The organism is Agreia sp. Leaf283 (assembly GCF_001422485.1).
Taxonomy (GTDB): Bacteria; Actinomycetota; Actinomycetes; order Actinomycetales; family Microbacteriaceae; genus Agreia.
The window spans coordinates 1,713,088-1,739,345 of the sequence record NZ_LMNF01000001.1; the positions used below are offsets into that span (position 1 = coordinate 1,713,088).

The window sequence follows — 26,258 nt, forward strand, 5'->3', positions numbered from 1 at the left end:
GGGGCCAGCTCCCACGGCATACCCACCATCAAGAATCCGCATGCGTCCGCGTGTACGGACGGTGGGTCCACAGGAACATCGGAGTGAATCCCGCGAGCCGGGTGCCGCCGATTGCTACGCGAAAGCAAGCTGTCACCGTGCAGCAGAAAATAGGAGAAGTAGTGCCAACCATTCAGCAGCTGGTCCGCAAGGGCCGGACTCCGAAGGTCACCAAGACCAAGACGCCGGCCCTGAAGGCCAACCCGCAGCAGCGCGGCGTCTGCACCCGCGTCTACACGACCACGCCCAAGAAGCCCAACTCGGCTCTCCGCAAGGTCGCCCGCGTCAAGCTGTCGAACGGCACCGAGGTCACCGCCTACATTCCCGGCGAGGGCCACAACCTGCAGGAGCACTCGATGGTGCTCGTGCGCGGCGGTCGTGTCAAAGACCTGCCCGGTGTCCGTTACAAGATCGTCCGCGGCGCCCTGGACACCCAGGCCGTCAAGGGCCGCAAGCAAGCCCGTAGCCTCTACGGCGCGAAGAAGGACAAGAAGTAATGCCTCGTAAAGGACCAGCACCGAAGCGTCCCGTCATCGCGGACCCGGTCTACGGAGCCCCCATCGTCAGCCAGCTCGTCAACAAGATCCTTCTTGACGGCAAGAAGGGCCTCGCCGAGCGCATCGTCTACGACGCACTCGAAGGAGTCGCCGCCAAGAACGGCGCCGACGCCGTCGTGACCCTGAAGAAGGCGCTCGACAACGTGCGTCCCACCCTCGAGGTGCGTTCGCGCCGCGTCGGCGGATCGACCTACCAGGTCCCCGTCGAGGTCAAGCCCCACCGCGCCAACACCCTGGCCCTCCGCTGGCTCACGAGCTACGCGAAGAGCCGTCGCGAGAAGACCATGACCGAGCGTCTCACCAACGAGATCCTCGACGCATCGAACGGCCTGGGCGCCGCGGTCAAGCGCCGCGAAGACACGCACAAGATGGCCGAGTCGAACAAGGCATTCGCTCACTACCGCTGGTAGAAGCGTGTCGAGTCGTGCGGTTCGCATCCGCGGGCCGCGCGACTCGATCCCTGCCTGACGTTCGACAAACCCCTTAGTAAACAACCGGAGGCAATCTGTGGCACAGGACGTGCTCACCGACCTGAACAAGGTCCGCAATATCGGCATCATGGCTCACATCGATGCCGGCAAGACCACCACCACCGAGCGCATCCTGTTCTACACGGGTATCACGCACAAGATCGGTGAAGTCCACGATGGCGCAGCCACCATGGACTGGATGGCGCAGGAGCAGGAGCGTGGAATCACCATCACGTCTGCTGCGACGACCTGTTTCTGGAACAAGAACCAGATCAACATCATCGACACCCCGGGTCACGTCGACTTCACGGTCGAGGTGGAGCGTTCGCTCCGCGTGCTCGACGGTGCCGTCGCCGTCTTCGACGGTAAAGAGGGCGTCGAGCCCCAGTCGGAGACCGTCTGGCGCCAGGCCGACAAGTACGACGTTCCGCGCATCTGCTTCGTCAACAAGATGGACAAGCTCGGAGCCGACTTCTACTACACGGTCGACACCATCATCAACCGCCTCGGAGCCAAGCCGCTGGTCATCCAGCTGCCCATCGGCGCCGAGTCGAGCTTCGAGGGTGTCGTCGACCTGGTCGAGATGCGCGCGCTCACCTGGCGCGGAGACTCGAAGGGTGACGTCCAGATGGGCGCCAAGTACGAGATCGAGGAGATCCCGGCCGACCTCAAGGAAAAGGCTGACGAGTACCGCCAGCTGCTTCTCGAGACCGTCGCCGAGACCGACGATGCGCTGCTCGAGAAGTTCTTCTCCGGCGAAGAGCTCACCGTCGCCGAGATCAAGGGCGCCATCCGCAAGCTCACCGTGTCGAGCCAGATCTACCCGGTGCTCTGCGGCTCCGCCTTCAAGAACCGTGGCGTGCAGCCCATGCTCGACGCGGTCATCGACTACCTCCCCACCCCGCTCGACGTTCCGGCCACCGAGGCCCACGACGCGCGTGACGAAGAGGTCGTCGTGATGCGTCACCCCGACGCCAACGAGCCCTTCACGGCGCTCGCGTTCAAGGTCGCGGTGCACCCGTTCTTCGGTCGTCTCACGTACATCCGCGTCTACTCGGGCCAGCTCGAGTCGGGCGGACAGATCATGAACTCGACCAAGGGCAAGAAAGAGCGCATCGGCAAGATCTTCCAGATGCACGCGAACAAGGAGAACCCGGTCGACTCCGTCACCGCCGGTCACATCTACGCGGTCATCGGTCTGAAGGACACGACCACGGGAGACACGCTGAGCGATTCGCAGCACCAGGTCGTCCTCGAGTCGATGACGTTCCCCGACCCGGTCATCGAGGTCGCGATCGAGCCGAAGACGAAGGCCGACCAGGAGAAGCTGGGTGTCGCCATCCAGAAGCTCGCTGAAGAGGACCCGACCTTCCGCACCGAGCAGAACCAGGACACGGGCCAGACGGTCATCAAGGGAATGGGCGAGCTTCACCTCGACATCCTCGTCGACCGCATGAAGCGCGAGTTCAACGTCGAGGCCAACGTGGGCAAGCCCCAGGTCGCGTACCGCGAGACGATCCGTCGACTGGTGCCCAAGCATGACTACACCCACAAGAAGCAGACCGGTGGTTCGGGTCAGTTCGCCAAGGTGCAGATCTCGATCGAGCCCATGGAGGTGACCGCGGAGAAGAGCTACGAGTTCGAGAACAAGGTCACCGGTGGTCGCGTTCCGCGCGAGTACATCCCCTCGGTCGACGCTGGAATCCAGGATGCCCTGCAGGTCGGCGTTCTCGCCGGCTACCCCATGGTGGGTGTCAAGGCAGCCCTGCTCGATGGCCAGTTCCACGACGTCGACTCCTCGGAGATGGCGTTCAAGATCGCTGGTTCCATGGCGTTCAAGGAAGCCGCCCGCAAGGCGGACCCGGTCATCCTTGAGCCGTTGATGGCAGTCGAGGTGCGCACCCCTGAGGAATACATGGGTGACGTCATCGGCGACCTCAACTCGCGTCGTGGCCAGATCCAGTCCATGGAGGACGCGACCGGTATCAAGGTCATCCGTGCCCATGTGCCGCTTTCGGAGATGTTCGGATACATCGGTGACCTGAGGTCGAAGACCTCGGGCCGCGCGGTGTACTCGATGACCTTCGACAGCTACGCCGAGGTCCCCAAGGCTGTCGCCGAAGAGATCATCAACAAAAACAAGGGCGAATAGTCCTGTATCGTGTTCCGGTGCTCAATATTGTTGCGAGCACCGGAGCGCGTAACATCAATACACAAACACCCCCGCTCTTCACCCGGTAGTTTTCTGTCCGGATGCGGAGCAAGAGAGTCCTGAGGAGGACCCAGTGGCCAAGGCCAAGTTCGAGCGGACCAAGCCGCACGTAAACATCGGAACGATCGGTCACGTCGACCACGGAAAGACCACGCTGACTGCAGCGATCTCCAAGGTCCTTGCCGACAAGTTCCCGTCCAAGACCAACGTTCAGCGCGACTTCGCGTCGATCGACTCCGCTCCCGAAGAGCGCCAGCGCGGTATCACGATCAACATCTCGCACGTCGAGTACGAGACCGAGAAGCGTCACTACGCTCACGTCGACGCCCCGGGTCACGCTGACTACATCAAGAACATGATCACCGGTGCTGCCCAGATGGACGGCGCAATCCTCGTGGTCGCCGCCACCGACGGCCCCATGGCCCAGACCCGCGAGCACGTTCTGCTCGCCAAGCAGGTCGGCGTTCCCTACCTGCTGGTCGCGCTCAACAAGTCCGACATGGTCGACGACGAGGAGATCCTGGAGCTCGTCGAGCTCGAGGTTCGCGAGCTGCTCTCCAGCCAGGACTTCGATGGCGACAACGCTCCCGTTGTTCGCGTCTCCGGCCTCAAGGCCCTCGAGGGCGACGAGAAGTGGGTCGACTCGATCCTCGAGCTCATGCAGGCCGTCGACGACTCCATCCCGGAGCCCGTCCGCGACAAGGACAAGCCCTTCCTGATGCCCGTCGAGGACGTCTTCACGATCACCGGTCGTGGAACCGTCGTCACGGGTCGCGCCGAGCGCGGAACCCTCGCGATCAACTCCGAGGTCGAGATCGTCGGCATCCGCCCGACCGTCAAGACCACGGTCACGGGTATCGAGATGTTCCACAAGCAGCTCGACGAGGCATGGGCCGGCGAGAACTGTGGTCTGCTGCTCCGCGGCACCAAGCGTGAAGACGTCGAGCGCGGCCAGGTCATCGTCAAGCCGGGTTCGGTCACGCCGCACACCGGTTTCGACGGAACCGCCTACATCCTGTCCAAGGATGAGGGTGGCCGCCACAACCCCTTCTACACGAACTACCGCCCGCAGTTCTACTTCCGCACCACCGACGTGACCGGCGTCATCACCCTCCCCGAGGGCACTGAGATGGTCATGCCCGGCGACACGACTGACATCAGCGTCGAGCTGATCCAGCCCATCGCCATGGAAGAGGGCCTCGGCTTCGCGATCCGTGAGGGTGGCCGCACCGTCGGTGCCGGTACCGTCACGAAGATCACCAAGTAGTCGATTCTTCACCAGTAGTGCCCTAAGTAATTAGGCGTCAGCAGGGCCTCACCTTCGGGTGGGGCCCTGCTTCCGTTTAACGCGCCCGTTCCCTGAGCCCCACCCCGCCCGTTCCCTGAGCCCCACCCCGCCCGTTCCCTGAGTCCCACCCCGCCCGTTCCCTGAGCCCCACCCCCTCCCGTTCCCTGAGCCTGTCGAAGGGAGACAATAAATCCATGCCCTTCGTGAAGTCGAACCCGCACGCACCCCCACGTTTCTTCGAGGCGGAAGCAGCAGGCCTCGCGTGGCTCGCGCAGGCGCAGCCCGACGGGGGAGCACGAATCGTGCGGGTGGAGTCCGTCGGGTTGCGGTCGATCGAGCTCGAACAGCTCGTTCCTGCCCGGCCGACACCGGATGCTGCGGCCGAGTTCGGGCGGGCGCTGGCCGTCACGCATCGCGCGGGTGCGGGGGAGTTCGGATCGCCACCGACCGGATGGGGCGGCCCGAACTTCATCGGGTCGAGGCCCATGAGCTGCCAACCGGAGACGTCGTGGGGCCGGTTCTACTCGCAGCAGCGGGTCAGGCCCTTTCTCGAGATCGCCGTCTCGGTCGGATCGATAGACGCCGATGACGCCGACACCGTGCGGGCCGTCTGCGAGCTGCTGGAGTCGGGCCCTGCGGATGACGGCGAACCCGCGCGGCGCATCCATGGCGACCTCTGGAACGGCAACGTGATCTTCACGGGCGACGGGGTCGTGCTCATCGATCCGGCCGCCCACGGCGGACACCGCGAGACCGACCTCGCCATGCTGGCGCTGTTCGGTGCGCCCCATCTCGAGGTGATCGTCGACGCCTACGACACCGCATTCCCTCTGCGGACCGGGTGGCGCGATCGCGTCCCCCTGCACCAGCTGCACCCGCTCGCGGTGCACGCTGCGGGTCATGGCGCGTCGTACGGGCGCGCCCTCGGCGACGCGGCGCGACATGCCCTCGACACGCTGCGCTGAAAAGAGCACAATGGGCGCAAGCCTCAGCTCACGAGGTCCGATCAAAGGAGAATCATGGGACTCGAAGACATCACGAAGAAGGCACAGGAGTTCCTGGGCGACAACAAGGTGCAGGAGGCGCTCAAGAGCGAGCAGGCCGAAGACATCAGCGACAAGCTCCTCGACGGCGTCGCCGGCGCGGTCAACAAGGTGACCGGCGACAAGTTCGACGAGCAGGTGGAGGGCGCCCGGGCAGCTGCCGACAAGGCCGTCGGTACGGAGTAGCGTCGCCTCTTCGACAGGCTCAGGGAACGGAGTCGTCCCCTGAGCCTGTCGAAGGGCACCGCGCACGCACACGTGTTGGCGGGCCTGAGCTGTCGCCACAATTGGGGCTGCGCTACACTCCTTGAGGCGCTCCGGCCATACCCGCACGAACCGTACCTTGAGGAATTCGATTGTCGCGTAAGACTGTCAGCGTTGTCGTTCCCAGCTTCAACGAGGAACGCAGCGTTCAATTGATGTACGACAGGCTCACCACGGTCTTTCGCGAAGAACTGCCCGCGTACGACTACGAGATCATCTTCGTCGACGACTTCTCGACCGATGGAACTCGCGCGGAGATCCGTCGTCTCGCGGCGGTCGACGCCAAGGTGAAGGCCGTCTTCAACGCACGTAATTTCGGTTTTCACCGCAACGTCTTCTCCGCCCTGACCTACGGCAGCGGAGATGCCACATTCATGCTCTTCGGCGACCTCCAGGACCCACCGGAGAACCTCCCCCAGTTCGTCAAGGCCTGGGAGGCCGGAAGCCAGGTCGTGGTCGGGCAGCGCCGAAGCAGCGACGAGGGCTTCGTGATGACGATGCTGCGGCGGATCTACTACACCGTCATCCGGTGGACCGCAGAGACCGCACAGATTCCGCGCTTCACGGGGTACGGGTTGTACGACCGCGCTTTTGTGCACATTCTCGAGCAGATCGGCGACGTGCAGCCCTTCTTCAAGACTGTCGTCGCGGAGTACGGACTCAACGTCGCGATAGTGCCCTACGACCAGGGCAAGAGCGTTCGGGGCAGATCGAACTTCAATTTCCTGAAGAACTATGATTTCGCCATGCAGGGCATCACGTCCTCGACAAAGCTCCTGATGCGTTTCGCCACTCTCCTCGCGGCAGTCATCGCGCTCGTCTGTCTCGGGTTCGCCATCTTCGTCTTCTTCAACAAGCTCTTCAACTGGGAGACCTACCCGGCAGGCGAAGCATCCACGACCGTCGGCATCTTCTTCCTGGGAGCCGTGCAGCTGTTCTTCATCGGTGTTCTCGGTGAATACATCCTGAGCATCAACGGCCGCATCACCGCGAAGCCGCGGGTGGTCGTCGGAGAGTGGGTCAACCTGGCCCCGGCCGCCGGCAGCGGCCCGAACGTCGGTCCCTCAGCCCGCGATCTGCCCGGCGACACGAACGAGAACGACGCTTGATGAAGCGGATCGACGGCGCACGCTGCGGAGGAAACAGCACGGGCCGCATGCGCCGGCTGCTGTGGCAGTTCACCCGATTCCTGATCGTCGGATTGATCTCGTTCACGGTGGACTACGGTGTGTTCGTTCTGCTGCTGAACGTGTTCGGCGTTCAGTACGTGCTGGCGAGTACCGTCTCGTTCTGCCTCTCGCTGGTGCTCAACTATGTGCTCACGTTGAAGTTCGTCTTCGAGGCGAAGCCGGGGCGCAGCCTTGCGAAAGAGTTCGCGGTCTATCTCGGGCTGAATATCGTCGCCCTGGGCCTCAACCAACTGATCCTCGTCGTGACGGTCAGTGCTTTCGGTGCATCACCTCTGATCGGAAAACTCATCGCGACGGCGGTGGTGCTCGTCTACAACTTCATCTCTCGCAAGCTGCTCATCGAGCGAGACCATCGCCCGAGGGCGAACGGGCTCGCGAACGACGAGCTGGACACGGACACTACGGGCGGAACCTCACGATGACGACAAAGAACACGACCACGAAGAAGCGTGTGTCTCCTGCCGCGACGGCGGGGCGCTGGCTCGATCGCGGAATCGCGAGGGTGGATAGCGCCTGGGGGTCCGCGGGTGATGCGGTCCTCGCGAGCAGCGTCGGCCGCTGGTTCAAGCGAGTGGAGCGTCCGAACGCGCTGGACTGGGCTCTTCTCGTCGCGATCAGCGCGGTCGCTCTGGTCACGTTCCTCTACGCCGACGCCAAGACGACCTTCGAGCACTCCTTCAATTTCCTCGACTCCGTTCTTGCCGGCCGACCGCAGGACTTCTACCAGATCGCGATCGACAACTCGACGTTCGGTCATCCCGCGGTCTACGACGTTCCGATCTACGCGATATTCGCCCTGTGGAACCTTCCGACGTATGTGCTTCATCAGCTCACAGGCTTCGACTACCTGAACTCGCTTCCGGCCGAACTGTGGCTGAAGCTGATGATCGTCATTTTCGCTCTCGCCGCCGCGCGGTTGATGGTGGCCATCGCCAAGACGCTCGGCATGACCGCGGCTCGGGCGAAGTGGGTCGCCTTCTACTTCCTGTCCTCCATGGGACTCTTCATTCCCGTGTTCGTCATCGTGCAGTACGACATCATCTCCATCACGTTGATGCTGGCCGGCCTCCTCGCTTATCTCCGAGGCAACACCCGCTCCTTCCTGTTGTGGTTCCTGGCGGCGAACACGCTGAAGCTCTTCGGGCTGTTCATCTTCATCCCCCTTGTGCTGCTGAGGGAGAAGAGGCTTCCTCGCGCCTTCGTACAGATCCTGATCGGTGTCGCCGGACTCCTGCTGTGTCGATTGCTCTATCGCGGCAACCTGGCCTACGTGGTGTCGACGGCAGGGTTCAACGAGACCATGCTTGCTCGTCTCCGAACCGCGGGCTTCGATTGGCAGGCGAACCTGTCGGCTCCGCTCTTCGTCATCTTCCTGGTCGGGCTCGTGATCTTCGCCTATGCGAAACGAACCTCCAGCCAGCGAGAACTGCAGGCCTTTGCGCTGTACATCGCCTTCGCAGGCTTTCTCGTCTTCTGCGCGTTGGTGCCTCTCAACACGTATTGGATTGCTCTCGTCGCCCCGTTTGCGGTGCTGATCATCTTTGCGAACCCCCGGCACCTGACTCTGAATTCGCTCCTCGAGGTCAGCATCGGGGCCTCTCTGTTCGTGATCTATGCACTGGTCGGATACTCGATCTACAACTCGTACCTGTTCACGGACCTCCTGTTCGGAAGACTGGTGCCGGGAGCCGACCCGCAGCGTTTCGCCTCGCCGGCCGAGATCTTCAAGGCGCTGGGAGTGGACGACAACATCACGGCGTTCCTGGTGGGGTTCATGATCGCCTGCGTCATCGCTGTTCTGGTGATCAACTACCCACGCGCGTCATTCGTCGCGGGCATGCCCAACATCGAGCCGATCAAGCGGACTGTCGTCTGGGTGCGTCTTGCTGCTCCGGCCGCGTTCTGTGCGCTGCTGTTCGCGGTGTACCTCATCCCGCCGCCGCCGACCGCATACTCGTCCGCCACAGACTCACCGACGCTCACCGACGTCAACATCCTGGCTCCCGGTTCGGTTGTAGAAGAGACGCTCACGTTCGCCGACACTCTGGACGTCGAGAAACTCCGGCTGGGGCTCGACGCGACGCAGGTGACCTGGATCGATTCGGCGATCGTGACGGTCGGCATCGTCGATCCGACAGGCGCCACCGTCTTCGAGGGTGAGATCGGAGCGAACGAAGTGGGCGCAGGACCGGCCAACTTCTCGACTCCAGGACTCGTCTTGGAGAAGGACACGGCATACACCGTGCGCATCGGCGGCCGCGACGGCGAGACGGAACCGATCAGGGTTCGCATGAATCCCGCGCAGGATGAGTTCGTCACGACGGCCGACGGTCAGGTCATCCCCGGTGACATCGTTCTCACCCTGGTCGGGTCCGCGCGCTGAAGTACCCGGCGTGAGGCACCGCTCGGGCATAGTCGGCTCGCTGGAGCCCTCTGTCAACCCCGGCCGCCGCATCTGACAGATGAGCTTCGCGCGCCCAGAATGATGGGATGGTCAGGCTGAGGCGAAGCAATTCTGCGGGCGCGGGCCTGCACCGTGTCAAAGCCGGACGGGGATTCTCGTACCGCAACGCGGACGGCACGGTCGTGGCCGACACCGAGCTGCGTCAGCGTATCGAACGCCTCGCCATCCCGCCGGCCTGGACCGACGTCTGGATCGCGCCCTACGCCAATGGTCATATCCAGGCCACCGGCATCGATGCGGCCGGCCGCCGGCAGTACATCTACCACCCGACATGGCGAGAGCAGAAGGACCGCATCAAGTTCGACCGCGCACTCGCGCTGGCCGAGTCGCTGCCCACGGCCCGACGCGCGGTCACCATCGATCTCCGCAGCGGCGAGCCCAGCCGTGAACGCGCGCTGGCCGCCGCATTCCGGATGCTCGACACGGGCTCGCTGCGGGTCGGCAGCGAGCGTTACGCGGAATCGAACGGCAGCCATGGCCTCTCCACCCTGTTGGGAGCGCACGCGCGGGTCAGCGGCGACATCGTGCACCTGGCGTTCCCGGCGAAGAGCGGCCAGGCGTGGGAGAGCGACATCCGGGACGCGGACCTCGCGACGGTGGTCGGCGCGCTCAAGCACCGGGGGCCGCGGGCCCGCCTGCTGGCCTGGCGTGCGGGTGCCGGCAACTGGCATCCGATCGCCGCCGACGAGATCAACGACTACGTGCGGGAGAAGACGGGCGGCCAGTTCACGGCTAAGGATTTCCGGACCCTGCACGGAACGGTCGCGGCTGCGGTGAGCCTGGCGAAGCACGGGCCCGAGCAGCGCGTCACCGCCCGCTCCCGGGCTCTCGCGCAGGCGATGCGCGATGCCGCGGAGGTGCTCGGCAATACCCCGTCGATCGCGAAGAAGAGCTACGTCGATCCCCGGGTCGTCGACCACTACCAGGCGGGAACGACGATCGATCCTGCGCGGCTGGGCTCGGCCGAGTCGGAGCTCAGAGCACTCCTGTTCGAGTGAACCGACGCGCCAGCGCATCCGCCGCCCGATGCGACACGCCCAACGCGACACGCCCGGGTTGCACGATGCCCCTCGGGTGTGGCAAACTCGTCTAGTTCAACATTTTCGCGCCGCTCTGCGTGCGCGAAATCACTGCCAGGCAGTGCACAGCTAGCCCACTGGGTCTCACGATCCGAGGTTGAGAGCTGGGCCGCGGGTAGCAGAACACACTTCAATCCTATTTCTCGGCGTGACGGGTTCGTCCTGTGCGCTGCGTGTGACGGGTTGGGTCCGCAAGGACATTGACAGAAGAACAGTGGTGCGACCGACTGCGGGCGTATCGAGCACGGGCCGCAAGGCTCGAGCAAGCAAGCGCGTCCAATGCTGCCTCCAGGCGGTAAGACGCAAGACAAGAGAGTGAGTCACACATGGCGGGACAGAAGATCCGCATTCGACTTAAGTCGTACGACCACGAGGTCATCGACTCCTCGGCGCGCAAGATCGTCGACACGGTGACCCGCGCGGGTGCGACCGTCGTCGGTCCGGTACCGCTGCCGACCGAGAAGAACGTGATCGCCGTGATCCGTTCGCCCCACAAGTACAAGGACAGCCGCGAGCACTTCGAAATGCGCACGCACAAGCGTCTGATCGACATCATCGATCCCACGCCCAAGGCCGTCGATTCGCTGATGCGTCTCGACCTGCCGGCAGACGTCAACATCGAGATCAAGCTCTAAGCGGGGGACTGAACACTATGTCTACGCCTACACAAGCAGCAGCCACCAAGACCAGCAAGGGTCTCCTCGGCAAGAAGCTCGGCATGACCCAGGTCTGGGACGAGAACAACCGTCTCATCCCCGTCACCGTCGTCGAGATCACCCCGAACGTGGTCACCCAGGTGCGCACCGTCGAGCGCGACGGCTACGTCGCCGTGCAGATCGCCGCCGGCCAGATCGACCCCCGCAAGGTGAACAAGCCTGCCACGGGTCACTTCGACGCCGCCGGTGTCACGCCCCGTCGTCACATCACCGAGATCCGCACCGCCGACGCGGCCGACTACACGGTGGGCCAGGAGCTCACCGTCGACGCCGTCTTCGAAGCCGGCAAGAAGGTCGACGTCGTCGGCACTTCCAAGGGCAAGGGTTTCGCCGGTGTCATGAAGCGTCACAACTTCCGAGGCGACAATGCCTCGCACGGTGCACACCGCAACCACCGCAAGCCCGGTTCCATCGGAGCCTCGTCGACCCCGTCGCGCGTCTTCAAGGGCATGCGCATGGCCGGTCGCATGGGTGGAGAGCGCGTCACCGTGCTCAACCTCGCCGTGCACTCCATCGACGCCGAGAAGAACGTCATCCTCATCAAGGGTGCCGTTCCCGGAGCTCGTGGCCGTCTCGTTTTCGTTCGTACCGCAGTGAAGGGGGCCTAGTTCATGGCTACCGCAACTACCACGGTTGACGTCGTCGACGTCACGGGCAAGAAGGCCGGCACCGTCGACCTTCCCGCCGAGCTGTTCGACGTCCAGACCAATGTCCCGCTGATCCACCAGGTCGTCGTCGCCCAGCTCGCCGCCGCCCGCCAGGGAACCCACAAGACCAAGCGTCGTGGCGAGGTCTCCGGTGCCGGTCGCAAGCCGTTCAAGCAGAAGGGAACCGGTCGCGCTCGTCAGGGCTCGATCCGCGCCCCCCAGATGACCGGTGGTGGCATCGTCCACGGACCGACCCCGCGCAGCTACGACCAGCGCACCCCCAAGAAGATGATCGCCGCTGCTCTGCTCGGTTCGCTGTCCGACCGCGCACGCGGTGGACGCGTTCATGTCGTCGAGTCGCTCGCCCAGGGCGACACCCCGTCGACCAAGGGTGTTCTCGAGCTGCTCAGCCAGGTCGCGACCTCGAAGCACGTTCTGATCGTGCTCGAGCGCGACGACGTGCTGAGCCTCAAGAGCGTTCGCAACATCCCGACCGTGCACGTGCTGCCGGCCGACCAGCTGAACGCTTACGACGTGCTCGTCTCCGACGACATCATCTTCACCAAGGCCTCGTTCGACGCATTCGTCGCGGCCAAGTCGAAGAACACTGCTCAGGAAGAGGTCTAGACATGAGCAACGCTGCATTCAACAAGGATCCGCGCGACATCATCCTGTCGCCGGTCGTCTCCGAGAAGAGCTACGGCCTGATCGACGAGGGCAAGTACACGTTCATCGTCGACCCCCGCTCGAACAAGACCGAGATCAAGCTCGCCATCGAGAAGATCTTCAAGGTCGAGGTCGCGTCGATCAACACGCTCAACCGTGTCGGCAAGACCCGTCGCACCAAGTTCGGCATCGGCAAGCGCAAAGACACGAAGCGCGCCATCGTCACGCTCAAGTCCGGCACCATCGACATCTTCACCGCTGTCGGCTAGGGCCAGAGGGATATAGAAATGGCTATTCGCAAGTACAAGCCCACCACCCCGGGTCGTCGCGGTTCGTCCGTCGCCGACTTCGCGGAGATCACCCGCTCCACCCCCGAGAAGTCGCTGCTGCGTCCCCTCTCGAAGACCGGTGGACGAAACAACGCAGGTCGCATCACGACGCGTCACATCGGTGGTGGCCACAAGCGCCAGTACCGCGTGATCGACTTCCGTCGCAACGACAAAGACGGCGTCAACGCGAAGGTCGCTCACATCGAGTACGACCCCAACCGCACCGCGCGCATCGCTCTGCTGCACTACCTCGACGGAACCAAGCGCTACATCCTGGCTCCGAACAAGCTGGCGCAGGGCGACATCGTCGAGTCGGGCGCCTCGGCCGACATCAAGCCGGGCAACAACCTGCCGCTCAAGAACATCCCCACGGGTACCGTCATCCACGCGATCGAGCTGAAGCCGGGCGGTGGCGCCAAGATGGCCCGCTCCGCCGGTGCCTCGGTTCGACTCGTCGCCAAAGACGGCCCCTACGCACAGCTTCGTCTTCCCAGCGGTGAGATCCGCAACGTCGACGCCCGCTGCCGCGCAACCATCGGCGAGGTCGGCAACGCCGAGCAGTCGAACATCAACTGGGGAAAGGCCGGCCGTATGCGCTGGAAGGGCGTTCGCCCGACCGTGCGTGGTGTCGCCATGAACCCGGTCGACCACCCGCACGGTGGTGGTGAGGGAAAGACCTCCGGTGGACGTCATCCTGTGAGCCCCTGGGGCCAGAAGGAAGGCCGCACCCGGCACATCAACAAGGAAAGCGACAAGCTCATCGTTCGTCGCCGTACCGTCGGCAAGAAGCGTAAGTAGGAGTTGTAGAAGATGCCACGCAGTCTCAAGAAGGGCCCCTTCGTTGACGACCACCTGTATCGCAAGGTTGTCACCCAGAACGAAGCCGGTTCCAAGAACGTCATCAAGACCTGGTCGCGCCGATCGATGATCATCCCGGCGTTCCTCGGCCACACGATCGCCGTCCACGACGGTCGTAAGCACATCCCGGTGTTCGTCACCGAAACCATGGTTGGGCACAAGCTCGGAGAGTTTGCTCCCACCCGCACCTTCCGTGGGCACGTGAAGGACGACAAGAAGGGCCGTCGCCGCTAACGCGGTGGCGAAAGGAGGAGAGAAATGGTGGAGTCAATCGCACGCGTGCGACACATCCGCGTCACCCCCATGAAGGCTCGTCGCGTCGTCAACATGATCCGCGGCAAGCAGGCAGTCGAAGCACTGGCGATCCTGAAGTTCGCGCCGCAGGGTGCGTCCGACCCGGTCTACAAGCTCGTCGCGTCCGCCATGGCGAACGCTCGGGTCAAGGCCGACGCGTCGAACAGCTACCTCGACGAGCAGGACCTGTTCGTCTCGGCCGCGTTCGTCGATGAGGGAACCACCCTCAAGCGTTTCCAGCCCCGTGCACAGGGCCGCGCGTTCCAGATTCTGAAGCGCACGAGCCACATCACGATCGTGCTGAACACGCCCGACGAGGCAGCAGTGGCAACGGCCACGAAGAAGGCAGGTAAGAAGTAATGGGACAGAAAGTAAACCCGTACGGCTTCCGTCTCGGTATCACCACCGACCACGTGTCGCGTTGGTTCTCCGACTCGACGAAGCCTGGGCAGCGCTACGCGGACTTCGTTGCAGAAGACGTCAAGATCCGCAAGCTGCTCAGCACCTCGCTCGATCGTGCCGGCGTCGCCCGCATCGAGATCGAGCGCACCCGTGACCGAGTTCGCGTCGACATCCACACCGCCCGTCCGGGCATCGTGATCGGTCGTCGTGGAGCCGAGGCCGAGCGCATCCGCACCGACCTCGAGAAGCTCACGGGCAAGCAGATCCAGCTGAACATCCTCGAGGTCAAGAACCCCGAGGCCGAGGCCCAGCTCGTTGCACAGGGAATCGCGGAGCAGCTCACCGCTCGCGTCGCCTTCCGTCGTGCCATGCGCAAGGGAATGCAGGGCGCCCAGCGCACCGCATCGGTCAAGGGTGTTCGAATCCAGGTCTCCGGCCGTCTCGGCGGCGCCGAGATGAGCCGTTCGGAGTTCTACCGCGAGGGTCGCGTGCCGCTGCACACCCTTCGCGCGAACATCGACTACGGCTTCTACGAGGCCAAGACCACCTTCGGCCGCATCGGCGTGAAGGTCTGGATCTACAAGGGTGACATCACCAACAAGGAGCTTGCTCGCGAGCAGGCCAACCAGAAGTCGACGCGTCCCGACCGTCGTGACGACCGCCGCGATGGCGACCGTCCCCGTCGTGGTGCTGCCGGCACGAATTCAGGCGCTGGCGCCTCCGCCCCCAAGGCAGAGGCTCCCGTTGCAGCAGGAGTTGAGGCATAACCATGTTGATTCCACGCAGAGTCAAGCACCGCAAGCAGCACCACCCCGGACGCAGTGGCCACGCCACCGGCGGCACGACGGTCAGCTTCGGTGAGTACGGCATCCAGGCCCTCACCCCCGCCTATGTGACGAACCGCCAGATCGAGTCCGCTCGTATTGCGATGACCCGTCACATCAAGCGAGGCGGAAAGGTGTGGATCAACATCTACCCCGACCGCCCGCTCACCAAGAAGCCCGCCGAAACCCGCATGGGTTCCGGTAAGGGTTCACCCGAGTGGTGGGTTGCGAACGTCAAGCCGGGTCGCGTGCTCTTCGAGCTCAGCGGCGTCAGCGACACGATCGCACGCGAAGCCCTCACCCGGGCCATCCACAAGCTGCCGCTCAAGGCACGCATCATCAAGCGCGAGGAGGGCGACGCATAATGGCGATCGGTTCCAAGGAGCTCGCCCCTGTCGAGCTCGACACATTCGAAGACGCCCGCCTGGTCGAAGAGCTGCGGAAGGCGAAGGAAGAACTGTTCAACCTTCGCTTCCAGTCGGCTACCGGCCAGCTCGAGAGCCACGGACGCCTGCGCGCCGTGAAGCGCGACATCTCGCGCATCTACACGATCATCCGTGAGCGTGAGCTGGGCATTCGTGCCACGCCCGCTCCGGTTGCCGTGGCTCCCAAGGCAGAAAAGAAAAGCAAGGCCAAGAAGGATGCGACCGCTTCGGCAGACGCCCCGGCCGCTGAGGCTGAGGAGGCCAAGTAATGGCAACGACTAAAGATGCGGCTGCAACGCCGGCCGACGAGACCACGGCAGCCCCCCGCGGCTACCGCAAGTCGCGTCGTGGATACGTCACGAGCGACAAGATGGAGAAGACCATCGTCGTCGAGGTCGAAGACCGCGTGAAGCACCCCCTGTACGGCAAGGTCATCCGCCGCACGTCCAAGGTCAAGGTCCACGACGAGGCGAACTCCGCCGGCATCGGCGACCTCGTCCTCATCAGCGAGACCCGTCCCCTCAGCGCCACGAAGCGCTGGCGCCTGGTCGAGATCCTCGAGAAGGCCAAGTAGGCCTCGCGCTTACTTCGCCTAAGGAAGAGTAGAAAATGCTGCAGCAGGAATCCAGAGTCAAGGTCGCCGACAACACCGGCGCCAAGGAGCTCCTCACGATCCGCGTTCTCGGTGGCTCAGGCCGCCGGTACGCCGGTCTCGGTGACGTCATCGTCGCCACCGTCAAAGACGCGATCCCCGGCGGAAACGTCAAGAAGGGCGATGTGGTCAAGGCCGTCATCGTTCGCGTGAAGAAGCAGACCCGTCGTCCCGACGGTTCGTACATCAAGTTCGACGAGAACGCCGCAGTGATCTTGAAGACCGACGGTGACCCCCGTGGTACCCGTATCTTCGGCCCGGTCGGCCGCGAGCTTCGCGACAAGAAGTTCATGAAGATCATCTCGCTGGCGCCGGAGGTTATCTAAGTCATGGCAAACATCAAGAAGGGTGACCTCGTTCAGGTCATCACGGGCGCGACCCAGGCCCGCGGCGGAGACCGCGGCAAGCAGGGTCGTGTCCTCGAGGTACTCGTCGAGAAGAACCGCGTCGTCGTCGAGGGCGTGAACTTCATCACGAAGCACGTCCGCGTCGGACAGACCCAGCGGGGCACGAAGACCGGCGGCATCGAGACCCACGAGGCCCCGATCCACGTGTCGAACGTCGCGATCGTCGATCCCGAGACCAAGAAGCCGACCCGCGTCGGTTTCCGCACCGAAGAGGTAACGAAGGACGGCGTCACCAAGACCGTCCGCATCCGTTACGCCAAGAAGTCAGGTAAGGACCTGTAATGACCGATACTGCAGTGGTGTCTGGCAAAATCCAGCCCCGTCTCAAGCAGAAGTACCGCTCCGAGATCTCGAAGCAGCTCCAGGAGGAGTTCGGCTTCACGAACGTGCACCAGGTGCCCGGACTCGTGAAGATCGTGGTCAACACCGGTGTCGGCGAGGCCGCCCGCGACGGCAAGATCATCGATGGGGCCGTCAAGGACCTCACCGCGATCACGGGCCAGAAGCCGCAGGTCACCCTCGCCCGCAAGTCGATCGCCCAGTTCAAGCTTCGTGAGGGCCAGCCCATCGGCGCACACGTCACGCTTCGTGGCGACCGTGCCTGGGAGTTCCTCGACCGCCTGCTGTCGCTCGCGCTTCCCCGTATCCGCGACTTCCGTGGTCTCAGCGACAAGCAGTTCGACGGCCGTGGAAACTACACGTTCGGTCTGACCGAGCAGTCGATGTTCCACGAGATCGACCAGGACAAGATCGACCGCGTTCGTGGCTTCGACATCACCGTCGTCACGACCGCCAAGACCGACGACGAAGGTCGCGCGCTGCTCAAGGCGCTGGGCTTCCCGTTCCGCAACGCGGAGAACACTCCCGCATAGTCTCGTCCCGCGCGGTTTTCGACCGCGTGGGATAAGCTTTGTTGTTTGCCGTTTCGCCTGGGCCGTGTCTCACGGTCCGGGCGTAACGCATGCAATGAAAGGCCTCGCAGGTTCTGCGGGGTTCACCACCAAAGGTCGGCACCCTCGTAAAGGGTGTCGAAACCAGGCGAAAGGCAACACACAATGACAATGACAGATCCGGTCGCAGACATGCTGACCAGACTGCGCAACGCGAACTCGGCATACCACGACACCGTGTCCATGCCGCACTCGAAGCTCAAGTCTCACATCGCAGACATCCTCAAGGCCGAAGGTTACATCTCGGCGTGGGACGTCAAGGACGCAGAGGTCGGCAAGACCCTGACGCTCTCCCTCAAGTTCGGTCCGAACCGCGAGCGCTCCATTGCGGGCATCAAGCGCGTGTCGAAGCCGGGCCTCCGGGTCTACGCGAAGTCGACGGAGATCCCCACGGTTCTCGGTGGCCTCGGCGTTGCAATCCTCTCGACTTCCTCCGGTCTGCTCACAGACCGCCAGGCTTCCAAGAAGGGCGTGGGTGGGGAAGTCCTCGCCTACGTTTGGTGATTACTGATGTCACGTATTGGACGACTTCCCATTGAGATCCCTGCTGGGGTCGAAGTAAAGATCGACGGCCAGGCCGTCGCCGTCAAGGGACCGAAGGGTGAGCTCGCGCTCACCGTTGCAAGTCCCATCGAGGTCAAGATCGAGGATGGCCAGGTTCTGGTCACCCGTCCCGACGACGAGCGCGAGTCGCGTTCGCTGCACGGTCTTACCCGTACCCTGATCGCCAACCAGATCATCGGTGTCACCGAGGGCTACTCCAAGAGCCTCGAGGTCGTCGGTACCGGTTACCGCGTTGCAGCCAAGGGCGCCAGCGTCGAGTTCGCGCTCGGCTACTCGCACCCGATCACCGTCGAGCCGCCCGCGGGCATCAGCTTCTCGGTCGAGGGCGTCAACAAGCTCACGGTCACCGGAATCGACAAGCAGGCCGTCGGTGAGGTTGCCGCAAACATTCGTAAGTTGCGCAAGCCCGAGCCCTACAAGGGCAAGGGTGTGCGTTACGCCGGCGAGGTCGTTCGCCGCAAGGCCGGAAAGAGTGGTAAGTAACCATGGGTCTCGGAACTAGAGGAAAGAGCAAGTCTGCTGCGCGTTCGCGCCGGCACGACCGTCTCCGCAAGAAGGTCGAGGGCACTGCCCTCCGCCCCCGTCTCGTCGTGACTCGATCGGCTCGCCACGTCTTCGTGCAGGTCGTCGATGACGCACTGGGTCACACCCTCGCGTCGGCATCGACCCTCGAGGTCGACATGCGATCGTTCGACGGCGACAAGACCGCCAAGGCACGCAAGGTCGGCGAACTCGTCGCCGAGCGCGCGAAGTCAGCCGGCATCGAAGCAGTCGTCTTCGACCGCGGCGGAAACCGCTACGCAGGACGCGTCGCGGCTATCGCCGAGGGCGCTCGTGAAGGTGGGCTGAACCTGTGAGCACCGAAAACACTACTAAGGAGAACGCTGTGGCTGTTGAAGCCCCGGTAGAGACCGCCGCATCGACGGAGGCAAACCAGACCGAGCCCCGCGAGGCTCGTCGCGGAGGCCGTGAGCGCAACCCCAACCGCGGAGACCGCGGAAGCCGCGACGCCGAGAAGAGCCAGTTCCTCGAGCGCGTCGTCACGATCAACCGCGTGTCCAAGGTCGTCAAGGGTGGTCGTCGCTTCAGCTTCACCGCGCTGGTCGTCGTCGGAGACGGCAACGGACTCGTCGGCGTCGGCTACGGCAAGGCCCGCGAGGTTCCCACCGCCATCTCGAAGGGCGTCGAAGAGGCCAAGAAGAACTTCTTCCGCGTTCCCCGCGTCGGCAACACCATTCCGCACCCGGTTCAGGGAGAGGCCGCCGCAGGCGTCGTTCTCCTTCGTCCCGCGGCCGCCGGTACCGGTGTTATCGCAGGTGGCCCCGTCCGCGCCGTGCTCGAGTGCGCCGGCATCCACGACGTCCTCTCGAAGTCGCTCGGTTCGTCGAACACGATCAACATCGTGCACGCGACCGTCGAGGCTCTGAAGATGCTCGAGGAGCCCCGCGCCGTCGCCGCACGTCGTGGTCTTTCCTACGAAGACGTGGCTCCGGCCCGTCTGCTCCGCACCGAGGCAGCGCTTCGCGAGGCCGCGGCAACTGCGAAGGCAGGTGCATGATGGCCGCGCGCCTCAAGGTAACCCAGATCAAGTCCAAAGTCAGTGAGAAGCAGTACCAGCGCGATACCCTTCGCAGCCTGGGACTCAAGCGCATCGGCGACGTCACCATCCGCGAGGACAACTCGCAGAACCGTGGCTACGTCAACACCGTCGCTCACCTGGTGAAGGTTGAGGAGATTGACTAATGGCTGAAGAAGCTAAGAAGGAGACGGCCGCCAAGGCTGCTCCGAAGAAGGCCGCTGCTCCCAAGGCAGAGACCGCCGCGAAGGCTCCGAAGGCCGCCAAGGCCGAGGCCGCCCCCAAGGCGGAGAAGGCTGCCGCGCCCAAGAAGGCCGCTGCCCCCAAGGCAGACAAGGCCGAGGCCGCCGCTGCAGCTCCCAAGGCTGCTGCGAAAGCTGAGCCGAAGGCTGCCAAGACCGAAGAGGTCGCTCCCCGTGAGCAGGTCCTCAAGGTTCACCACCTTCGCCCCGCACCCGGTGCCAAGAAGGCGCGTACGCGCGTCGGTCGTGGTGAGGGATCCAAGGGTAAGACCGCCGGTCGTGGAACCAAGGGCACGAAGGCCCGTTACCAGGTCCGCGTCGGATTCGAGGGTGGGCAGATGCCTCTGCACATGCGCACCCCGAAGCTGCGTGGTTTCAAGAACCCGTTCCGCGTCGAGTACCAGGTCGTGAACCTGGAGAAGCTCGCCGAGCTGTACCCCGCAGGTGGAGAGGTCACGATCAGTGACCTCGTCGCCAAGGGTGCCGTCCGCAACAACGAGAAGGTCAAAGTTCTCGGGCAGGGCGACATTACGGTTAAGCTGAACGTTGCAGTCGACAAGGTCTCCGGTTCAGCCGAACAGAAGATCGTTGCCGCCGGTGGCTCCGTAAAGTAACGCACCTTCCGGTGCGGCGGGTGTTCATTCACCCGCCCGCTACGGTTTCGACGAGAGCCCCCGATAGACTCCCTGAGTCTGCCGGGGGCTTTCGCGCCATCACTTTCGCCAATTAGCAGGAGGCATTTTTTGTTTAGAGCCGTCGCGCGGATCTTCCGCACCCCGGATCTCCGCCGGAAGATCGGGTTCACGCTCGGCATCGTCGCACTGTTCCGTCTGGGATCCTTCATCCCCGCGCCATTCGTGGACTTCGGAAACGTGCAGTTGTGCCTCGCTGCGAACCAAAACACGTCGGGCCTCTACGAGCTCGTCAACCTCTTCTCCGGTGGCGCTCTCCTGCAGTTGAGCATCTTCGCGCTGGGAATCATGCCGTACATCACGGCATCGATCATCACCCAGCTGCTGCGCGTGGTCATCCCGCACTTCGAGACTCTCCACAAGGAGGGCCAGGCCGGGCAGTCCAAGCTCACGCAGTACACGCGATACCTCACCATCGCCCTCGCCGTGCTGCAGTCGACGACGCTCATCACGGTCGCTCGCTCGGGAGCCCTCTTCGGCACCACGACGGTGGCGGAGTGCACGCAGCTCATCACCGACGACGCCTGGTACGCGATCATGCTCATGGTCATCACCATGACCGCCGGCACCGGACTCATCATGTGGATGGGCGAGCTCATCACCGAGCGCGGCATCGGCAACGGCATGTCGCTGCTGATCTTCACCTCGATCGCGGCGCAGTTCCCCACCTCGCTCTGGAGCATCGCTCAGGCCAAGGGCTTCGAGACATTCCTCCTGGTCATAGCCGTCGGTCTGGTGATCGTCGCGGCCGTCGTGTTCGTCGAACAGTCCCAGAGACGCATCCCCGTTCAATACGCCAAGCGCATGGTGGGCAGGCGAACCTACGGCGGAAACAACACGTACATCCCGATCAAGGTCAACATGGCGGGCGTCGTTCCCGTGATCTTCGCCTCGTCGCTTCTGTACCTGCCGGCGCTCATCGCCCAGTTCAACCAGCCCGCCGCCGGTCAGACACCGGCCGCGTGGGTCACCTGGGTCACGAACTACCTCACCAAGGGCGATCACCCGCTCTACATGCTTCTCTACTTCCTGCTCATCGTCGGATTCACGTACTTCTACGTTGCGATCACCTTCAACCCTGAAGAGGTCGCCGACAACATGAAGAAGTACGGCGGCTTCATCCCCGGCATCCGTGCGGGTCGCCCGACGGCCGAGTACCTCGACTACGTGCTGACCCGCGTCACCCTGCCGGGCTCGATCTATCTGGGTCTCATCGCCCTGATTCCCCTGATAGCGCTCGCGCTGGTCGGCGCCACCTCGAACTTCCCGTTCGGTGGAGCCTCCATCCTGATCGTGGTCGGCGTGGGCCTCGAGACCGTCAAGCAGATCGACTCGCAGCTGCAGCAGCGGCATTACGAAGGCCTCCTGCGATGACGTCGGTCGACACGGTCACGGGAACCGTGCGGCTGCTGATCATCGGTCCTCCCGGGGCCGGCAAGGGCACGCAGGCGGCGAAGCTGGCCGAGATCTACGGTATTCCTGCGATCTCGACCGGTGACATCTTCCGAGCCAACATCAAAGAGGGCACCGAGCTGGGCAAGCAGGTGCAGGCGATCGTCGAGTCGGGCTCCTACGTGCCCGATTCCCTCACGAACGATCTCGTTCGCGATCGATTGACTCAGCCCGACGTGGTGGGCGGTTTCCTGCTCGACGGGTATCCGCGCACGACCGAGCAGGTCGACGAACTCGATCGCATCCTCGCCCAGGACGGCGCGCGCCTCGACGCCGTCGTGCAGCTGGTCGCCGACGTCGACGAGGTCGTCGATCGGCTGCGCAAGCGCGCCCTGGTCGAAGGTCGGGCCGACGACACCGAAGAGGTGCTCCGTCACCGCCAGGAGGTCTACGCAGACCAGACGGCGCCGCTGATCGACGTCTACGCGAGCCGAGGGCTCGTCGTGGCCGTCGACGCACTGGGCGCGGTCGACGAGGTCACCGAGCGCATCGTCACCGCCCTCGCGGCGCGATGAGCTTTCGAAAGAACATCTACAAGACGCCAGACGAGCTGAGGCTCATGGTGCGTCCGGGCGCACTCACGGCCGCGTCTCTCGACGCGGTCCGTGCGGCCATCCGGCCCGGCATCACGACCCTCGAGCTCGACGCCATCGCCGAGAGGGTGATCGTCGAGGGCGGGGGAGTGTCGAACTTCAAGCTCGTTCCGGGCTACCGGCACACCATCTGCGCATCGGTCAACGACGACGTGGTGCACGGCATCCCGGGCGACCGCGTGCTGCAGCCGGGCGACATCGTGTCGATCGACAACGGCGCCGAGGTCGACGGCTGGAACGGCGACTCGGCCTTCACCGTCGTCATCCCCGACGATTCCCGTCCGCAGCTCGTGGCCGAAAGAAAACGACTCAGCGACGTCACCGAGGGCTCTCTGTGGGCCGGCATCGCCCGCCTCAGCACGGCCCGTCACCTGAACGAGGTGGGCGAGGCGATCGAGGAGTACATCGAGGCGCAGGGAACGTTCGGCATCGTCACCGACTACATCGGGCACGGCATCGGTCGCAGCATGCACGAGGCACCGCCCGTCTTCAACTACAGGGTCAGGGCCAAGGGGCCCGACGTCAGGCCCGGCCTCGTCGTCGCCATCGAACCGATGGTCACGCTGGGGTCGATCGAGACCTTCGTGCGCGAAGACGACTGGACCGTCGCGACCGACGACGGCAGCGTCGCAGCGCACTGGGAGCACTCCGTCGCTGTCCACGCCGACGGCATCTGGGTCACGACCGCGCACGACGGCGGCGCGGCGGGCCTGGCCCCCTTCGGCGTCACCCCGACCCCCATCCGCTAACCCCGCGGTCTGCTGCGCTTCGACAGGCTCAGCGAGCGGAAGTCTCCGTTCCCTGAGCCTGTCGAAGGGACTGGTGCGCTTCGACAGGCTCAGCGAGCGGTAGTCTCCGTTCCCTGAGCTTGTCGAAGGGGGTCGTGAGGGTCCGTGCGCTTCGACAGGGTCGGCGAACGGGCCTGTGGAGAACTCCCGCGCCCGCCATCACGGCCGCGCCACACTGTGGCATGCCATTCATCTACATCCTCGAGTGCGCCGATGGCGCCTACTACGTCGGCAGCACCTGGGACCTCGAGAAGCGGGTCTGGGAACACAACAACGGGCTCGGCGCGAACTTCACTCGCACGCATCTTCCCGTGCGGCTGGTCTACTCGGAGCACTCCGACGAGGTCAGCCTTGCGTTCGCCCGCGAGAAGCAGGTACAGGGCTGGAGCAGAGCGAAGAAGAAGGCTCTGATCGAAGGACGCTGGGGCGACCTGCCTGGCCTTGCCCGGGGTGGTCGAACGGGGAAATGACGCGGGCCCTTCGACAGGCTCAGGGAGCGGGCGCCCCTTCGACAGGCTCAGGGAGCGGGCGCCCCTTCGACAGGCTCAGGGAGCGGGCGCCCCTTCGACAGGCTCAGGGAGCGGGTGCCCTTTCGACGGGCTCAGGGAGCAGCTGCTATTTGTCCATGATGTGGACGAGTTCTTCGATGAAGCTCGGGAAGTCCACCGCGCGCTTGATGATGCGCTGCACATCCTCCCTGTCGGAGAAGACCTCGACGAACTGGTCGAAGACCTCCTGGAAGGAGGTACGCCCCGTGGCGGCGAAGGCGATGAACGCGATCACGTTCACCCTGTTCTCACCCCAGGCCATGGCCGAGTCGTTGATGACGATGGCGATCGAGGTGCGGCTCGCGGTCATGGCCATCGCGTGGGGCACGGCGATGCTGTCGGTGAAGGCCGTCGACGACATGAGCTCCCGCTCCACGGCCCCGTCGACGTAGGAGCGCTCGATGACGCCCTGGTCGACCATGCGGCGGCCGAGAGTCTCGATCATCTCCACCTCGCTCGACGCGTGGAGTTCGCGGAAGAACAGGGCCTCGTCGAAATAGAGAAGCAGGTCGTCCTTGATCTGCATGCGGCGGGCGTGCCGACGCACCCGGCTGATCGCGCGTCGCACGTTCTCGATGTCGCCGTCGGTGAGGAACGGCTGGATGACGACCTCGTTCTCGCGCGGCGCACGGGAGGCGATGGTCGTGAGCACGAGGTCGGCGTCGAGCTCCGCCCAGTCGACGTCGGTGCGGGTGATCACGATCGCCACGTCGAGCTCGTCGCCGAGGGCGCGCTGGATGCGTTCCGTGAGCATCTCGTGCATGTCGTAGTAGTTCGGGCACACCACGGCGCAGCGCAGCCTGTCGCCTCGCCGCTGCCTGCGCTCGAGATACGAGCCCACATGCAGGGCGATGAACGCGATCTCGTCGTCGTTGATGTGGATGCCGGCGCGTCGCTGGAGCTGGCTGGCTATGTAGACGGACAGCTCGTAGGTCATCGGATACGACGTCTTCATCGACCGGGTCAGCGGATTGGCCGAGTAGGCATTGTCGTGAGCCCGTGCGACCAGGTTGCGCACGTGCAGCGACAGCCGCACCATGAACTCCTCGTCGGCGAGGTCGATGAGGTACTCCTGCTGCACGAGCGCGACGATCTCGCGCACGGTCGCCAGCACGTCGGCATCGACGTAGTTCTCGACGACCTCGTCGGTCGGCTGGTCGTGGCCAGGGGTGACGACCCGTGTGGTGAGCAGAACGGCGAGATAGTCGAGATCGGTGGTGCTGAGCGACACGGAGAAGTGCTTCACGACGAGGCCGGAGAGCGCCGAGGCGATCTCGGCGATCCGGGGACCGCCGGCCACGAGGGGCGCGTCGCCCGCCTGGTCCCTGTCCTGCCGCTCGAGAGCGATCATGAGGTGCAGCAGCACATTGTTGACGCCGTACTCGTTCACGAAGTAGCCGTGGGCGTCGAGCATCTCGATCAGCTCGGTCTTGAAGCCTCCGAGGTTCTCGGACTCGAACTCGCGCTGCACCCGCTCGAGCTCGAGGAACCCCTGAGCGCTCTCCTCTCGGAACATGCGACTCAACAGGCGGCGGTGGTTCGCCTCCGATCCGACGAGGGAGACGTGGTTCACGCGCCTGACGAGCGACAGGTCCTCCGACTCGACGAGCAGCTTGACCTTGCGCAGGTCCTGCTCGAGGGTGGAATCACTGACGAACAGCCCGGCGGCGAGGCTGCGCGCGTCGAGACCGTCGGGCGCGTTGCCGAGCAGTCGCACGAGCTGGTAGATGCGGTCGCGGGGCGTCTCGGGCTCCGAGCTGCGTCCCTCCGCGCGGAAGGCCGCCAGTGCGTCGCGGTCGACGCGGTATCCCAGCACGCCCGACTGGATCGTCTCGTGCGGGTGCGAGGCGGTCTTCGCGGCGGTGACGTAGCTGCGCACGCTGCGTGTCGTGACGCCCAGCCTGTCGGAGAGCTCGGCAGCGGTCACCCAGCCGTCGGCCTGGGACAGATAGTCCAAAAGGCGTTCGTACTTCTCATTCATGCTGGTGGCTCCCGACCCGAGTCAACCATCACGGGCGCCTCCAGAC

The 26,258-nt window shown here is 64.2% G+C and carries 35 protein-coding genes; 34 read left to right on the forward strand and 1 reads right to left on the reverse strand.

Annotated features, from left to right (window positions below):
- The first annotated feature begins 161 nt into the window (after positions 1-161).
- The 34 genes from rpsL (at position 162) to ASF51_RS07855 (ending at position 24,153) form a co-directional block, all read left to right on the forward strand.
- Complete coding sequence (gene rpsL, locus ASF51_RS07690; protein WP_055927044.1) at positions 162-536, forward strand: 30S ribosomal protein S12; 375 nt, start codon at positions 162-164, stop codon at positions 534-536.
- A complete protein-coding gene (gene rpsG / locus ASF51_RS07695) occupies positions 536-1,006 on the forward strand; it encodes a 30S ribosomal protein S7 (RefSeq protein WP_055927045.1) in 471 nt (156 codons plus the stop codon). The genes rpsL and rpsG overlap by 1 nt, the downstream gene beginning before the upstream one ends.
- A 97-nt stretch (positions 1,007-1,103) precedes the next feature.
- The gene (gene fusA, locus ASF51_RS07700; protein ID WP_055927048.1) at positions 1,104-3,218 is read left to right on the forward strand and encodes an elongation factor G; all 2,115 of its coding nucleotides are present in this window, start codon (positions 1,104-1,106) and stop codon (positions 3,216-3,218) included.
- A 133-nt stretch (positions 3,219-3,351) separates the two neighbouring features.
- Positions 3,352-4,545, forward strand: a complete 1,194-nt coding sequence (gene tuf / locus ASF51_RS07705; RefSeq protein ID WP_055927050.1) for an elongation factor Tu — start codon at positions 3,352-3,354, stop codon at positions 4,543-4,545.
- 215 nt (positions 4,546-4,760) lie between these two features.
- A complete protein-coding gene (locus ASF51_RS07710) occupies positions 4,761-5,531 on the forward strand; it encodes a fructosamine kinase family protein (protein WP_055927053.1) in 771 nt (256 codons plus the stop codon).
- 54 nt (positions 5,532-5,585) lie between these two features.
- Positions 5,586-5,795 carry an Rv0909 family putative TA system antitoxin gene (locus ASF51_RS07715; RefSeq protein ID WP_176141235.1) on the forward strand — a complete coding sequence of 70 codons (210 nt, stop codon included), beginning with the start codon at positions 5,586-5,588 and terminating at the stop codon, positions 5,793-5,795.
- Positions 5,796-5,965: 170 nt separating this feature from the next.
- Entirely contained in the window at positions 5,966-6,982 is a 1,017-nt protein-coding gene (locus tag ASF51_RS07720; protein ID WP_055927059.1) for a glycosyltransferase family 2 protein, read from the forward strand.
- A complete protein-coding gene (locus ASF51_RS07725; RefSeq protein WP_055927062.1) occupies positions 6,982-7,485 on the forward strand; it encodes a GtrA family protein in 504 nt (167 codons plus the stop codon). Before ASF51_RS07720 ends, ASF51_RS07725 begins: the two co-directional genes overlap by 1 nt.
- The gene (locus ASF51_RS07730) at positions 7,482-9,446 is read left to right on the forward strand and encodes a hypothetical protein (RefSeq protein ID WP_055927064.1); all 1,965 of its coding nucleotides are present in this window, start codon (positions 7,482-7,484) and stop codon (positions 9,444-9,446) included. Before ASF51_RS07725 ends, ASF51_RS07730 begins: the two co-directional genes overlap by 4 nt.
- 107 nt (positions 9,447-9,553) lie before the next feature.
- Positions 9,554-10,525, forward strand: a complete 972-nt coding sequence (locus ASF51_RS07735; protein WP_055927067.1) for a DNA topoisomerase IB — start codon at positions 9,554-9,556, stop codon at positions 10,523-10,525.
- Positions 10,526-10,932: 407 nt separating this feature from the next.
- The gene (rpsJ, locus tag ASF51_RS07740; protein ID WP_018171443.1) at positions 10,933-11,241 is read left to right on the forward strand and encodes a 30S ribosomal protein S10; all 309 of its coding nucleotides are present in this window, start codon (positions 10,933-10,935) and stop codon (positions 11,239-11,241) included.
- A 17-nt stretch (positions 11,242-11,258) separates the two neighbouring features.
- Positions 11,259-11,930 carry a 50S ribosomal protein L3 gene (rplC, locus tag ASF51_RS07745; protein WP_055927070.1) on the forward strand — a complete coding sequence of 224 codons (672 nt, stop codon included), beginning with the start codon at positions 11,259-11,261 and terminating at the stop codon, positions 11,928-11,930.
- Between the two features lie 3 nt (positions 11,931-11,933).
- A complete protein-coding gene (rplD, locus tag ASF51_RS07750; protein WP_055927073.1) occupies positions 11,934-12,596 on the forward strand; it encodes a 50S ribosomal protein L4 in 663 nt (220 codons plus the stop codon).
- A gap of 2 nt (positions 12,597-12,598) precedes the next feature.
- On the forward strand, positions 12,599-12,904 hold the full coding sequence (gene rplW / locus ASF51_RS07755) for a 50S ribosomal protein L23 (RefSeq protein WP_044440011.1): 306 nt from the start codon (positions 12,599-12,601) through the stop codon (positions 12,902-12,904).
- Between the two features lie 18 nt (positions 12,905-12,922).
- A complete protein-coding gene (gene rplB, locus ASF51_RS07760; protein ID WP_044440013.1) occupies positions 12,923-13,762 on the forward strand; it encodes a 50S ribosomal protein L2 in 840 nt (279 codons plus the stop codon).
- 12 nt (positions 13,763-13,774) lie between these two features.
- The gene (rpsS, locus tag ASF51_RS07765; protein ID WP_044440015.1) at positions 13,775-14,056 is read left to right on the forward strand and encodes a 30S ribosomal protein S19; all 282 of its coding nucleotides are present in this window, start codon (positions 13,775-13,777) and stop codon (positions 14,054-14,056) included.
- A 24-nt stretch (positions 14,057-14,080) separates the two neighbouring features.
- Complete coding sequence (rplV, locus tag ASF51_RS07770) at positions 14,081-14,476, forward strand: 50S ribosomal protein L22 (RefSeq protein ID WP_055927076.1); 396 nt, start codon at positions 14,081-14,083, stop codon at positions 14,474-14,476.
- Complete coding sequence (gene rpsC / locus ASF51_RS07775; RefSeq protein ID WP_055927079.1) at positions 14,476-15,285, forward strand: 30S ribosomal protein S3; 810 nt, start codon at positions 14,476-14,478, stop codon at positions 15,283-15,285. The genes rplV and rpsC overlap by 1 nt, the downstream gene beginning before the upstream one ends.
- A gap of 2 nt (positions 15,286-15,287) precedes the next feature.
- Positions 15,288-15,707 carry a 50S ribosomal protein L16 gene (gene rplP / locus ASF51_RS07780; protein WP_055927082.1) on the forward strand — a complete coding sequence of 140 codons (420 nt, stop codon included), beginning with the start codon at positions 15,288-15,290 and terminating at the stop codon, positions 15,705-15,707.
- Positions 15,707-16,036, forward strand: a complete 330-nt coding sequence (gene rpmC, locus ASF51_RS07785; protein WP_044440019.1) for a 50S ribosomal protein L29 — start codon at positions 15,707-15,709, stop codon at positions 16,034-16,036. Before rplP ends, rpmC begins: the two co-directional genes overlap by 1 nt.
- A complete protein-coding gene (gene rpsQ / locus ASF51_RS07790) occupies positions 16,036-16,341 on the forward strand; it encodes a 30S ribosomal protein S17 (protein ID WP_044440020.1) in 306 nt (101 codons plus the stop codon). The genes rpmC and rpsQ overlap by 1 nt, the downstream gene beginning before the upstream one ends.
- Positions 16,342-16,376: 35 nt before the next feature.
- Positions 16,377-16,745 carry a 50S ribosomal protein L14 gene (gene rplN / locus ASF51_RS07795; protein ID WP_044440021.1) on the forward strand — a complete coding sequence of 123 codons (369 nt, stop codon included), beginning with the start codon at positions 16,377-16,379 and terminating at the stop codon, positions 16,743-16,745.
- 3 nt (positions 16,746-16,748) lie between these two features.
- Entirely contained in the window at positions 16,749-17,108 is a 360-nt protein-coding gene (gene rplX, locus ASF51_RS07800) for a 50S ribosomal protein L24 (RefSeq protein WP_044440022.1), read from the forward strand.
- Entirely contained in the window at positions 17,108-17,698 is a 591-nt protein-coding gene (rplE, locus tag ASF51_RS07805) for a 50S ribosomal protein L5 (protein ID WP_044440023.1), read from the forward strand. Before rplX ends, rplE begins: the two co-directional genes overlap by 1 nt.
- 183 nt (positions 17,699-17,881) lie before the next feature.
- On the forward strand, positions 17,882-18,280 hold the full coding sequence (gene rpsH, locus ASF51_RS07810) for a 30S ribosomal protein S8 (RefSeq protein ID WP_044440024.1): 399 nt from the start codon (positions 17,882-17,884) through the stop codon (positions 18,278-18,280).
- A 6-nt stretch (positions 18,281-18,286) separates the two neighbouring features.
- Entirely contained in the window at positions 18,287-18,823 is a 537-nt protein-coding gene (gene rplF / locus ASF51_RS07815) for a 50S ribosomal protein L6 (RefSeq protein ID WP_055927085.1), read from the forward strand.
- 2 nt (positions 18,824-18,825) lie between these two features.
- Positions 18,826-19,197: a 50S ribosomal protein L18 gene (gene rplR / locus ASF51_RS07820; RefSeq protein WP_055927088.1), complete on the forward strand. Its 372-nt coding sequence runs from the start codon at positions 18,826-18,828 to the stop codon at positions 19,195-19,197.
- 29 nt (positions 19,198-19,226) lie between these two features.
- On the forward strand, positions 19,227-19,898 hold the full coding sequence (rpsE, locus tag ASF51_RS07825) for a 30S ribosomal protein S5 (RefSeq protein WP_044440027.1): 672 nt from the start codon (positions 19,227-19,229) through the stop codon (positions 19,896-19,898).
- A complete protein-coding gene (rpmD, locus tag ASF51_RS07830) occupies positions 19,898-20,083 on the forward strand; it encodes a 50S ribosomal protein L30 (RefSeq protein WP_044440029.1) in 186 nt (61 codons plus the stop codon). Before rpsE ends, rpmD begins: the two co-directional genes overlap by 1 nt.
- Complete coding sequence (rplO, locus tag ASF51_RS07835) at positions 20,083-20,772, forward strand: 50S ribosomal protein L15 (RefSeq protein ID WP_055927090.1); 690 nt, start codon at positions 20,083-20,085, stop codon at positions 20,770-20,772. The genes rpmD and rplO overlap by 1 nt, the downstream gene beginning before the upstream one ends.
- Positions 20,773-20,901: 129 nt before the next feature.
- On the forward strand, positions 20,902-22,224 hold the full coding sequence (secY, locus tag ASF51_RS07840; RefSeq protein ID WP_055927092.1) for a preprotein translocase subunit SecY: 1,323 nt from the start codon (positions 20,902-20,904) through the stop codon (positions 22,222-22,224).
- Entirely contained in the window at positions 22,221-22,817 is a 597-nt protein-coding gene (locus tag ASF51_RS07845; RefSeq protein WP_200926100.1) for an adenylate kinase, read from the forward strand. Before secY ends, ASF51_RS07845 begins: the two co-directional genes overlap by 4 nt.
- On the forward strand, positions 22,814-23,644 hold the full coding sequence (map, locus tag ASF51_RS07850) for a type I methionyl aminopeptidase (RefSeq protein ID WP_055927096.1): 831 nt from the start codon (positions 22,814-22,816) through the stop codon (positions 23,642-23,644). The genes ASF51_RS07845 and map overlap by 4 nt, the downstream gene beginning before the upstream one ends.
- Positions 23,645-23,865: 221 nt before the next feature.
- Complete coding sequence (locus ASF51_RS07855) at positions 23,866-24,153, forward strand: GIY-YIG nuclease family protein (protein WP_055927098.1); 288 nt, start codon at positions 23,866-23,868, stop codon at positions 24,151-24,153.
- A gap of 145 nt (positions 24,154-24,298) precedes the next feature.
- On the opposite strand, the gene ASF51_RS07860 is transcribed toward ASF51_RS07855, so the two are convergent.
- Positions 24,299-26,212 carry a transcription antiterminator gene (locus ASF51_RS07860; protein WP_055927103.1) on the reverse strand — a complete coding sequence of 638 codons (1,914 nt, stop codon included), beginning with the start codon at positions 26,210-26,212 and terminating at the stop codon, positions 24,299-24,301.
- Between the last annotated feature and the right edge of the window lie 46 nt (positions 26,213-26,258).

What these genes read in the sequence shown, in the direction of transcription:
- rpsG (WP_055927045.1), top strand. Translation starts at nt 536, where the DNA reads ATGCCTCGTAAAGGACCAGCACCGAAGCGTCCCGTCATCGCGGACCCG.
- ASF51_RS07710 (WP_055927053.1), top strand. Translation starts at nt 4,761, where the DNA reads ATGCCCTTCGTGAAGTCGAACCCGCACGCACCCCCACGTTTCTTCGAG.
- ASF51_RS07715 (WP_176141235.1), top strand. Translation starts at nt 5,586, where the DNA reads ATGGGACTCGAAGACATCACGAAGAAGGCACAGGAGTTCCTGGGCGAC.
- ASF51_RS07725 (WP_055927062.1), top strand. Translation starts at nt 6,982, where the DNA reads ATGAAGCGGATCGACGGCGCACGCTGCGGAGGAAACAGCACGGGCCGC.
- ASF51_RS07730 (WP_055927064.1), top strand. Translation starts at nt 7,482, where the DNA reads ATGACGACAAAGAACACGACCACGAAGAAGCGTGTGTCTCCTGCCGCG.
- ASF51_RS07735 (WP_055927067.1), top strand. Translation starts at nt 9,554, where the DNA reads ATGGTCAGGCTGAGGCGAAGCAATTCTGCGGGCGCGGGCCTGCACCGT.
- rpsJ (WP_018171443.1), top strand. Translation starts at nt 10,933, where the DNA reads ATGGCGGGACAGAAGATCCGCATTCGACTTAAGTCGTACGACCACGAG.
- rplC (WP_055927070.1), top strand. Translation starts at nt 11,259, where the DNA reads ATGTCTACGCCTACACAAGCAGCAGCCACCAAGACCAGCAAGGGTCTC.
- rplD (WP_055927073.1), top strand. Translation starts at nt 11,934, where the DNA reads ATGGCTACCGCAACTACCACGGTTGACGTCGTCGACGTCACGGGCAAG.
- rplW (WP_044440011.1), top strand. Translation starts at nt 12,599, where the DNA reads ATGAGCAACGCTGCATTCAACAAGGATCCGCGCGACATCATCCTGTCG.
- rplB (WP_044440013.1), top strand. Translation starts at nt 12,923, where the DNA reads ATGGCTATTCGCAAGTACAAGCCCACCACCCCGGGTCGTCGCGGTTCG.
- rpsS (WP_044440015.1), top strand. Translation starts at nt 13,775, where the DNA reads ATGCCACGCAGTCTCAAGAAGGGCCCCTTCGTTGACGACCACCTGTAT.
- rplV (WP_055927076.1), top strand. Translation starts at nt 14,081, where the DNA reads ATGGTGGAGTCAATCGCACGCGTGCGACACATCCGCGTCACCCCCATG.
- rpsC (WP_055927079.1), top strand. Translation starts at nt 14,476, where the DNA reads ATGGGACAGAAAGTAAACCCGTACGGCTTCCGTCTCGGTATCACCACC.
- rplP (WP_055927082.1), top strand. Translation starts at nt 15,288, where the DNA reads ATGTTGATTCCACGCAGAGTCAAGCACCGCAAGCAGCACCACCCCGGA.
- rpmC (WP_044440019.1), top strand. Translation starts at nt 15,707, where the DNA reads ATGGCGATCGGTTCCAAGGAGCTCGCCCCTGTCGAGCTCGACACATTC.
- rpsQ (WP_044440020.1), top strand. Translation starts at nt 16,036, where the DNA reads ATGGCAACGACTAAAGATGCGGCTGCAACGCCGGCCGACGAGACCACG.
- rplN (WP_044440021.1), top strand. Translation starts at nt 16,377, where the DNA reads ATGCTGCAGCAGGAATCCAGAGTCAAGGTCGCCGACAACACCGGCGCC.
- rplX (WP_044440022.1), top strand. Translation starts at nt 16,749, where the DNA reads ATGGCAAACATCAAGAAGGGTGACCTCGTTCAGGTCATCACGGGCGCG.
- rplE (WP_044440023.1), top strand. Translation starts at nt 17,108, where the DNA reads ATGACCGATACTGCAGTGGTGTCTGGCAAAATCCAGCCCCGTCTCAAG.
- rpsH (WP_044440024.1), top strand. Translation starts at nt 17,882, where the DNA reads ATGACAATGACAGATCCGGTCGCAGACATGCTGACCAGACTGCGCAAC.
- rplF (WP_055927085.1), top strand. Translation starts at nt 18,287, where the DNA reads ATGTCACGTATTGGACGACTTCCCATTGAGATCCCTGCTGGGGTCGAA.
- rplR (WP_055927088.1), top strand. Translation starts at nt 18,826, where the DNA reads ATGGGTCTCGGAACTAGAGGAAAGAGCAAGTCTGCTGCGCGTTCGCGC.
- rpmD (WP_044440029.1), top strand. Translation starts at nt 19,898, where the DNA reads ATGGCCGCGCGCCTCAAGGTAACCCAGATCAAGTCCAAAGTCAGTGAG.
- rplO (WP_055927090.1), top strand. Translation starts at nt 20,083, where the DNA reads ATGGCTGAAGAAGCTAAGAAGGAGACGGCCGCCAAGGCTGCTCCGAAG.
- ASF51_RS07845 (WP_200926100.1), top strand. Translation starts at nt 22,221, where the DNA reads ATGACGTCGGTCGACACGGTCACGGGAACCGTGCGGCTGCTGATCATC.
- map (WP_055927096.1), top strand. Translation starts at nt 22,814, where the DNA reads ATGAGCTTTCGAAAGAACATCTACAAGACGCCAGACGAGCTGAGGCTC.
- ASF51_RS07855 (WP_055927098.1), top strand. Translation starts at nt 23,866, where the DNA reads ATGCCATTCATCTACATCCTCGAGTGCGCCGATGGCGCCTACTACGTC.
- ASF51_RS07860 (WP_055927103.1), bottom strand. Translation starts at nt 26,212, where the DNA reads ATGAATGAGAAGTACGAACGCCTTTTGGACTATCTGTCCCAGGCCGAC.